At 35.4% G+C, this 8,431-nt stretch carries 8 protein-coding genes and 1 pseudogene; 1 reads left to right on the top strand and 8 read right to left on the bottom strand.

Going from position 1 to position 8,431, the window contains the following annotated elements; genetic code table 11:
• Positions 1-177: 177 nt before the first annotated feature.
• Positions 178-714: a DUF1572 domain-containing protein gene (locus ACQKMR_RS27735; protein WP_427700141.1), complete on the bottom strand. Its 537-nt coding sequence runs from the start codon at positions 712-714 to the stop codon at positions 178-180.
• Positions 715-1,285: 571 nt separating this feature from the next.
• Here ACQKMR_RS27735 and ACQKMR_RS27730 point away from each other — a divergent pair.
• Positions 1,286-2,680, top strand: coding sequence for a glycerophosphodiester phosphodiesterase family protein (locus ACQKMR_RS27730; protein WP_427700140.1), 1,395 nt, complete (start codon positions 1,286-1,288; stop codon positions 2,678-2,680).
• Between the two features lie 694 nt (positions 2,681-3,374).
• Here the strand turns inward: ACQKMR_RS27730 and ACQKMR_RS27725 are convergent.
• The 7 genes and pseudogenes from ACQKMR_RS27725 to ACQKMR_RS27695 all read right to left on the bottom strand — a co-directional run.
• Positions 3,375-3,506 carry a DUF6254 family protein gene (locus ACQKMR_RS27725; RefSeq protein ID WP_427700139.1) on the bottom strand — a complete coding sequence of 44 codons (132 nt, stop codon included), beginning with the start codon at positions 3,504-3,506 and terminating at the stop codon, positions 3,375-3,377.
• A gap of 117 nt (positions 3,507-3,623) precedes the next feature.
• A complete protein-coding gene (locus ACQKMR_RS27720; protein ID WP_056524041.1) occupies positions 3,624-3,806 on the bottom strand; it encodes a hypothetical protein in 183 nt (60 codons plus the stop codon).
• Positions 3,807-4,286: 480 nt separating this feature from the next.
• Positions 4,287-4,814 (bottom strand): dihydrofolate reductase family protein, encoded by a 528-nt coding sequence (locus tag ACQKMR_RS27715; protein WP_427700138.1) that lies wholly within the window; start codon positions 4,812-4,814, stop codon positions 4,287-4,289.
• 715 nt (positions 4,815-5,529) lie between these two features.
• Positions 5,530-6,024: pseudogene (locus ACQKMR_RS27710) on the bottom strand (IS3 family transposase); the annotation flags it as partial.
• A complete protein-coding gene (locus tag ACQKMR_RS27705) occupies positions 6,006-6,155 on the bottom strand; it encodes a helix-turn-helix domain-containing protein (protein ID WP_427700137.1) in 150 nt (49 codons plus the stop codon). The pseudogene ACQKMR_RS27710 and the gene ACQKMR_RS27705, both read right to left, overlap by 19 nt.
• 422 nt (positions 6,156-6,577) lie before the next feature.
• Entirely contained in the window at positions 6,578-7,318 is a 741-nt protein-coding gene (gene map / locus ACQKMR_RS27700) for a type I methionyl aminopeptidase (RefSeq protein WP_427700136.1), read from the bottom strand.
• Positions 7,319-8,201: 883 nt separating this feature from the next.
• On the bottom strand, positions 8,202-8,431 hold a 230-nt coding region (locus ACQKMR_RS27695; RefSeq protein ID WP_427700135.1), incomplete at its 5' end, for a hypothetical protein.

Raw genomic sequence — 8,431 nt, 5'->3', positions numbered from 1 at the left:
ACCTTGCGCTTCCTTAGTGGTTGGTCGATGTGTACCCCCACAGTGGACTTTCACCACCTAGATAGTTGCCATGCCTGGCACACAAGAAAAAGCTGGCATAAAGACAGCTCCGATCTTTAGCTAACGCACCCGTTAGTTCAAGAAGAAAAGCGAATCTGTATCCTCTTTTTTGATTGTTTACTCTCGGTGATTATCAAGCATTTGTTTTAAATACTCTTCAGATTTTCCCTTTGGTATACTGAGGCTTTCCCATTTATTATTTTTTACTTGTTTACCAATATAAACAATTTGTCCCACATGATAAGAATAATGTGCCAATTGCCTCTCAATAGCCTCTAATACCAAATGACCTTCTCCACGAATATATATTTTTTTTAATAAATCTTTCTCACTTAAACCAGTTAATGTATCAATTAGGGTTTGCCAACCCTTTTCCCAAACAATCGTGAGCTCTGATTTTGAAGATATATCATCTAAAAATTCTTCGTCACGATTTCTATATTCCTTCTCTCCGTCTGTTGTTAAAAAGTCAGTCCACCTTGAAACCATATTTCCACTTAAATGCTTTACAATTATTGCAATACTATTTGACTCGTCATTATAAGTCCAATAGATTTCCTCTTTAGATAATTGGTTTATCGTTTTATCTCCAAGACTTTTTACACTTTTAAATCTTTCAATTACGATTTTTAAATATTCGTTTCCAATATTCATAATTCCGCCCCCACAAATTAAACTGTTTTCTACAAAATTCCATTTATAAAATTTTATCATGTACAGTGAAAATAATAGAGCTTTCTTCAACTATCCTGCCCCGATAGGTCCATAACAAAAAGAGCTGCCAAAGCCACTCTCTTATTAAAGTAAAGCACCCGTTAGTTTAAGTACACTCCTTCACAAATTGATATCTATCCTTGGAATTTAATACAACAATAAGGTTCTAGAACAAAAGCGTTTTTTAGTTTAATTTACCTTTTAAATCCCCCTTCTGAATGAATAATCTGACCTGTAATTCAATCTGCTTCATCGCTCACTAGAAATTTAATAGTTTTTACAACATCTCTCGGTTTTCCGAAATCCTTTGACTAGGCCAACAAGGATAACGAATGGTAACTTTGTAAAACCTATGTTAATATTTGTAAAAAATTATCTAATTATAATATTTAATTACATAGTGAAAGTATAATGAAACTGTAAAATGGATCCGTTCAGTAACTATGTTGGGAGGTTGAAAATATTAAAACAATCTTTAATTGATTAAAAATTGAAAGGAGCATGAACAATAATGAAGCTAAAAAAAATATTTTTATTAGGGTTAATAGCGTCTGCCTTAGTACCGGTACAGCAAGCAGGAGCAACGGCTTCTAATCCAATTCCTGTCCAAGAAAACAAGTCCTTTGAACAGATTCACGCAGAGTTGCTCGACCATAGTGAAGATGCACCACTCATGATCCTGGCTCACCGGGGCCAATGGCGTGAATATCCAGAGAACTCGCTTGCAGCAATCAATGAGGCTATTGAAGACGGCGCCGAAGTTGTAGAAATAGATGTCCAGCTAACTGCTGATGGTGTACCTGTATTAATGCACGATACGACCGTTGATCGTACTACCAATGGCAAAGGAAAGGTTTCTGACCTCACACTGGCTCAAATTAAGAATCTTCGCCTCAAGGAAGGTCTCGGAGGTAAAACGGCAGCGCTCACCAAGCACAAAATTCCAACGCTTGAAGAGGTCATGCTTGCAGTAAAGGACCGTGCAATTGTTAACCTGGATAAGGGCTGGGAGATCCGGGATAAAATGTACGAGGTTCTCGTTAAAACCGACACAGTAGATCACGGTCTGTTTAAAGGCAGCCCAAATGTTGAAGAAGCAGCCGAATTTATGGCAAAAGATCCAGAAATCCTATATATGCACATTATCCTTGATGACAGCGCCAACACTGTAGGAACGTTCCCGGGGCGTCAGCCGGTCGGTTATGAAATTGTCTTTGATGATCTTTCAGATCCGCAGATTCAGCCAGAGAAGGTGAAACAAATCAAGAAAAATAGCAGGGTCTTAGTAAATGTAATGTGGTATGGCCTTGCTGCAAAATACACGGATGAGGCTTCACTAAGAGATGTAAATCTTGGATGGAAGGCAGTAACAAAGCTTGGAGTTAATATGATGCAGACTGACAATATTGAAGCTATGGATTACTGGCGTAATGGAGGCAACATGCGACACTGGGGGTACGATACCGGAAACCGTACAGTTCGGGTTCAGGCTGAGGACCATCTTGGCGGTGGACAAGGTACCGGGTATTTTGATCAGGACGCCAACCTCTGTAATACAGCCGATCAAGATTCAATTGATGTTTGCGAAATCGATGGAGCTATTGCTGTAAGCCATAACATGGATGGTGAGTGGGCGAAATACGAAGTGAATATTAAGAAGTCAGGAACATATAAAATCTCCGGCAGAGTTTCAGCAGCAGCTACCCCGGCTGGCACCATCAACTTGGATTGGGCTGGTGAAACAAGCGGGGAGATCGAGCTGAAAAATACAACTCACAAACGTGCATTCGAACTTCAGAATTTGGAGTACCGCTACCTAAAAAAAGGTACTCACATATTTACAGTCAAGGTCACAAGCCCAGGTTCCTACAACCTTGATTATATTCAGTTTGATTTGCAGGATTAACTGTAGCCTGTAACACCATTAAGTTTAAGTTTTTCAATAATTTTTAAATAATAGAAGGCAAAATTCGTTCGGATTTTGGAGTTAGGTGTAGCTTTGAAACAAAGTTTGATCAAATTAATACAAGAAACCTTGATAAATGAAAAAAATAGAAGGGCATGTTTTGAAAAAAGATTGATCATTTTTGTGTTCCTTAATCAAATCTAACTAACGTTTTTTCGGGAATTTCAATCCAGTCAATATTAAAGTTATTGATTTGGAGGGTTATCTCACCATCTCGCTTATCAGCTTCTTCTCCTACCCAACAACTATACAGTTCAAAAAAATCACCTTTCTCAAGGTAACTGTCCATAATTTTAATTCTATTAGTTTCTTTTTGGATTCGGCACATGTTTTTGGGTTCATATATTCTGAAATCTCAATTCCCCAATGACTGGATACCTCATAAACGTAAGAAATAGTAAACTGATATTTCTTTACATTTAGCAAGTCAAACTCACCGGCAAAACAACCGCCAATATAAAAAAAATCCATCTGAATATTCATCTTCATTAATCGGTATTTCTGTATTAATAATTATCACTCCCGATAATTATGACCTTTTAGGTAACGACAAAGAGAGGGTACCCCAAAGGAGTGACCGCACTATTATGTGGGGCTCTGACCCTTTGGGATAGCCTCTCATTCTTAAACAGTTTTACTTAGTTTCAGAATCATTTTTGCCCATATCTTCAGCTAATTGTTCAAATGATCTGACCTTACCATGTGGATTCTGCGATTGTTTACGATCTTTCCATTGACGTTCTTGTTGTCGCTTAGATTGAGTCATCTAAATAAGCTCCTCCTTTACATAAAGTTCAGTAAACAGTTTGAAGCATGATAAGCCTCCACCTTTTGTACTTGGTGCAGGCATCACTTATCATGAGTCAAGTCTGGCAAGTATTAATTAATGCATGCCTTTCCACTCACCTTGATTTTTAGATGCTTTTTCTTTTTTTGCTTTATTTTTATGTGCTTGATTAGCGTTTGCACTGCCAAATTCTTGAGAGAATTCTGAATCAGTTTTGCTTGAATCAAATCCTTGTTTGTTCTTTTGGTCTGCATCATTTTTCTTTGTTCGTTTTGCCATGGATACCCCTCCTTCTTATCTTTAGTATGAGATCAGAAAGAAGAAATATACCCCGAATTAAAACCGATAGTAACATGAATCTGTCATGTAATTCGGGTAAAAAACAAAGTGAATAATAAGTTCCAGTTCGGTTATTTTATAAGTAATATACTTACAATGTTGCCGTTTTTACATAAGATGTTTGAAATTAACTTAACACCAGAATTTCTTGACTTGGATTTCTACGAAACAATGGATACCCTAATGCACGAGATCGTTCACTTGTATAATCGGATACATGATGTTCAAGACGTTAGCAGGAGTGGGACATATCAAAATAGGAAACCAAACTCATTTCCACTCACTCCTTGTTATTCCTTTTTGAACTAACGAACCCGTTAGTTATATAAACATCTATTAATTTCCGAAGGGTTATCAGTAAAAAATGTAGTTGAAAAGGTAAAAATCTTTCCCTACTATAAAAGGGAAAGATAATGAAAATTATTTTTTCATATAATGAAGCATAGCAAGTTGACCTAATTTTTCTACTTTGGTTAATGTGTATTTTTGAGTAATATCATCTCCGTTATAAAGGGAGATTCCTTTCCCTAAAATAATAGGTGCAATGGCTAGCTGGAATTCATCAATTAAATTTCCCTTAAAAAATTCACGAGCTAAGTTTCCTCCACCAATTAACCATATATCTTTACCAGGCTTTTGTTTTATATTTTTAATGAAAGTTTTGACATCTTCATCAATAAATGAAGCATATTCATCTGATCCACTAACAGATTTAGAAAATACATAATTTTTATAATCACGATAAGGATAATTCATATCAAATCCACGAATGACATCATAAGTTCCTTTTCCCATAACAACAGTGTCAATTCTTTCTAGGAGTAAATTGTAGCCAGAATCTCCTTCTACTTCTGTTGATTCTAACCACTCTAATGTACCATCATCATTTGCAATATAGCCATCAATTGAAGTACCAATGTATAAAATAATGTTACGCTGTTTTTTCATGTAAATCTCCATTCCTTTGTTTCAGATGATAAAATTAGTATACCAATTAATTACGACAAAACTTGTCATTATTTAAAAAAGACAAATACATGTCAAAATTATACTTTTAGGTATCAGAATGTAAATTAATAAGTTATGTAACCAACGCACCTGATAGTTGAATAAAATCTAATTTTTATTACGCATATAGTAATAGTTAACTGATGTAAAATAAATTATAGCTGAACAAAAAATGAATACTAAAAATTCTTTAATTTTCTTCGACTCCATTATTCGTTCTTCACCATAATATAACTTCAAATTACCATCTAAAGATATTGGCACTGTAATTATGGATAATATTAAGCCAAGAGATGCAATGACTCCATATATATTTAGTACAGTTCTATTACTAAATTTTTTCTGGTTAGCATTATTACTATCGGGTGATTGGGGAATTTCCTCCAAATTTGACACCTCACTTTGAATAATAGAGTAATTCTCAGTCACTCCGATTGTAACATTTTGTAAATGTTCAGTGAATCCTTATTGAGCTAACCCGCTCCTTTAGTTCATAAAGGGTACTTTTTCACTTTAATAAGAATGTATGATAAGTGTAATTTTCGTACATTGATATTGAGTGGCTTAAGCGATGTAATACTTCCTTAAGACAATTAACATAAAAAAAAGGATCTTCAAAATGAAGTGAACCCAAAAAGTTAGACACTTTATTTAATTAGGCAGCCTTGAGGGCATGAACTCGGTAATCTACCGGGCTCATGCCTTTTAATTTTACCTTGAATCGTTGATGATTGTAGTAATGGAAATATTCTTCTATTCTAGTCCTTGTTTGAAATGCTCCATGCTTTCAAATTCTTGAAGATAGAGTAACTCTGATTTTAATAGGGCCAAAGAAGTTTTCAATGACCGCATTATCGAGACAATTTCCTTTACGGGACATGCTTTGTGTAATTTTAAGTCTTTTCAAATCATGCGAATATTGTTTCATCTGGTAATGCCAGCCCTGATCTGAATGAAGAATGGGTGAATCTTTCAATTCCAAGCGGTCAAAGGCTTTCTCCAGCATATTGGAAACGAGGGAATAAACAGGCCGAGATTCGATATTATAGGCGATGATTTCTCCATTAAACAGATCAAGAATGGCCGATAAGTATAGTTTCTCCCTAGCTAGATGGAATTCTGTGACGTCAGTCACCCATTTTTCATATGCCCCTTTTTCTTTGGTTTAAGGGCGTCTATACCTCCTTCCTTCAACTGATTTGCCCATTTCAAAAGTGTAGAATCGGAAGGAAGGTTATAGTGTACAGCGGTCTCGCAGATCGATGCCCCATATTCCTTCATATATTTAAGTATCTCTAGTTTAAAGAACAGAGTGTAATTTGTATAGGATGAGGCAATTCCTTCCATACCCATCTTTTCAGAGCGGGTTAACCTACATTTCTTTCTTGTGCAATGGATTTATAGGATTTTTTCCCTTCCAAGTACTCTAAAACTTCATGTAATTTTTCGTCTATCGTATATTTAGTCAAAAAAACTGCACCTCCAATTATTAGATGTTGTCTAACAATTGGGGTGCAGTTCAAAATGGATATCCTTTTTATGTACTTCTATGTAAGGTCTAACAAAGTGACGCCAAGAACCTCAACCCCCACCCCTTTCACTAACGTATTCGTTAGCGAAAAAAAGCCCAAGGTATATTGCTGATCTTGACGATCCTTTTGCTTGATACTAATTCATACGAATCTTTTTTGTGTATGCTTGAATTAAAGTGTGACAATAATCGGACCATTTTTAGTAAGGATAATCGTATGTTCCAATTGAGCTACATAGCTTTTTTCTGTAGCATAGGTCCAACCGTCTTCTTTTTGGAATACTTCTTCTTCAAAGGTTGAGATAAATGGCTCGAATGCGATAACCATCCCTTCCTTTAATATTTCATTATCCCATGGATCATAATAATTACAAATATGGTCAGGTGCTTCGTGTATTCTACGTCCAACACCATGTCCTGTAAGGTTTTTGATAACAGTGAATCCATGCTGTCTCGCTGTTTCGAATACTGCTTTTCCGATTCTACTTTTTTTGGAACCGGGTTTTGCTTTCTTAAGACCTGCTTCAAATGCCTTTTTAGCAACGTCGCATATTTTCGTTAATACTTCTTCTCCTTCTCCTACTACAAATGAGATTCCTGTATCTGCGAAATAACCGTTCTTTGAAGCAGATACATCTACATTTACTAGATCCCCTTCATGAATAACCCGATGACCCGGAATACCATGAGCCACTTCTTCATTAAGACTAATGCAAGTATAGCCAGGAAAATCATATTCACCTTTTGGAGCTGAAACTGCACCTGCTTTTTCTAAAAGTTCTCCGGCTATATCATCAAGTTCTTTGGTCGTTATGCCAGGAATTGTTCTTTGTACCAATTCATCTCTAATGGAGGCAATAATTTTGCCAATTTCCTTCAAACCATTAAAATCTTCTTCTGTTTTTGCAATCATTTTTTTCCTACCCCATTATCTTTTATCATCAATTAATTATAAATAATTATACCTTTATTTTCTCGAAAGATTCAAGCAATGTAAGATGATATTGGATTCTTAGCATATCTTTGCAATATGAAAGCAACTGGAAATTCACTTGGAGAATCAGTTAAACATGTAGCCCATCCAGCTTCACCACATGTTGTACAAACATAATCTCCAGTTTGATCACCAAGGTATTATTCTTATCTAAGTGAGGATTTATTCCTTCTTTCACTAACCTTCACTAGCTGAATATTACTTGAATATGAATGTATGATTATGTAAATGATCGTACATTAAAATAGCCGCCAATTGGCGGCCTTCTTATGGCGCAAACGCACCTGTTAGTTCATTAAGGATTTACACTTGGAAATAATTATTGTCTTGAAACACCTAATTCCTTCTAACTTTGACTTATTGTACAATAAAGCTAAAAAGGTTCGAGGTATCTAATGATAAAAGGAAATTCTTATATTCTTGTTTTCTCCGTGCTTGTCTTTTTAATAATACTACTTGTTTCAACTACACCCATAATAATTAAAACTTTACTTGTTATTATAACGATTGGGTTTCTATTTCCTATTATTAGAAAGATTCTGTTTAAAGATAAATTTAGAAAAATTAAAGTGGCTTTCTATTCATCATTGACCTTTACAATTGGATTTTTTCTAATCTCTTTTCTAATCTCTATGATTGAGGAACAATCATTTAATTTAAATGGAGAGTTATTTGGTTTTACTATTATTCTGCTTTTTTATAGTTTAATTGGAAATTTCGTTTATGGCTTACCTGTCTCACTAATTGCTGAATTTGTCTCAATGAAGTTTTTCAATATTCGATTCTGGTTATCTGGATTAATTCATATTGGATTTGGGTTAGGTACATACTTTATTGACCCCGGTTTCTCTATACCTGCGATTATTTGCTCGATAATCTTTTTTGCTCTTGATGAAATCACTAAAAAAAATTCGACTTCTTCTTCAACTAACCTGCCCCGATAGTTGCATAAAATCGAGTAGGAGGAGGCGCCTAGCCTCCGACCTCTCACACCACCGTACATACCGTTCGGTATACGGCGGTTCAGTTTAA

The organism is Peribacillus sp. NPDC096540, from assembly GCF_050278525.1.
Lineage (GTDB): Bacteria > Bacillota > Bacilli > Bacillales > DSM-1321 > Peribacillus.
This window is presented reverse-complemented; position numbering and strand designations above follow the sequence as displayed.